Genomic DNA, 531 nt, shown 5'->3' with positions numbered 1-531 from the left:
GGGCGGTGCGGGCGAGCAGGGCGAGAATCACCGCCCCGATGGGCAGGTTGAGGAGGAAGACGGCGCGCCAGCCGGCTACTTCCGTGAGTACGCCGCCGAGTACCGGACCCGCGGCCATGGCGACGGAACCGCCCACCGTCCACATCGCTATGGCGCGGGCCCGGCGGCGCGGATCGTCGTACGCCTGGCGGATCAGAGAGAGGGATGCGGGCAGCACTACGGCCGCCGCCCCGCCCTGCGCGACACGGGCGGCTATGAGGGCGCCGATGCCGGGGGCGAGGGCGCAGGCGAGCGAGGCGATGGTGAAGAGCGCGACTCCCCAGACGTAGGCCCGCCGCGCGCCCGCCCGGTCGGCGAGGGCCCCCGCGGAGAGCATCAGCGCGGCGAACATCAGGGTGTACCCGTCCACGACCCACTGGAGGCCCGCCATGCCGCCGTGCAGGGAGGTGCGGATGTCGGGCAGTGCGATGTTCACGGCGGACACGTCGATGCTGATGACGGTGAAGCCGAGGAGGGAGGCGAGAAGGGGGG

At 73.3% G+C, this 531-nt stretch carries 1 protein-coding gene; it reads right to left on the bottom strand.

What is annotated here, in order from left to right:
- A partial coding sequence (locus tag E2651_RS43560) for an MFS transporter (RefSeq protein ID WP_245239572.1) occupies positions 1-531 on the bottom strand: 531 nt, incomplete at both ends.

This window comes from Streptomyces sp. MZ04 (genome assembly GCF_004684775.1).
In the GTDB taxonomy this organism is placed as follows: Bacteria; Actinomycetota; Actinomycetes; order Streptomycetales; family Streptomycetaceae; genus Streptomyces.
This window is presented reverse-complemented; position numbering and strand designations above follow the sequence as displayed.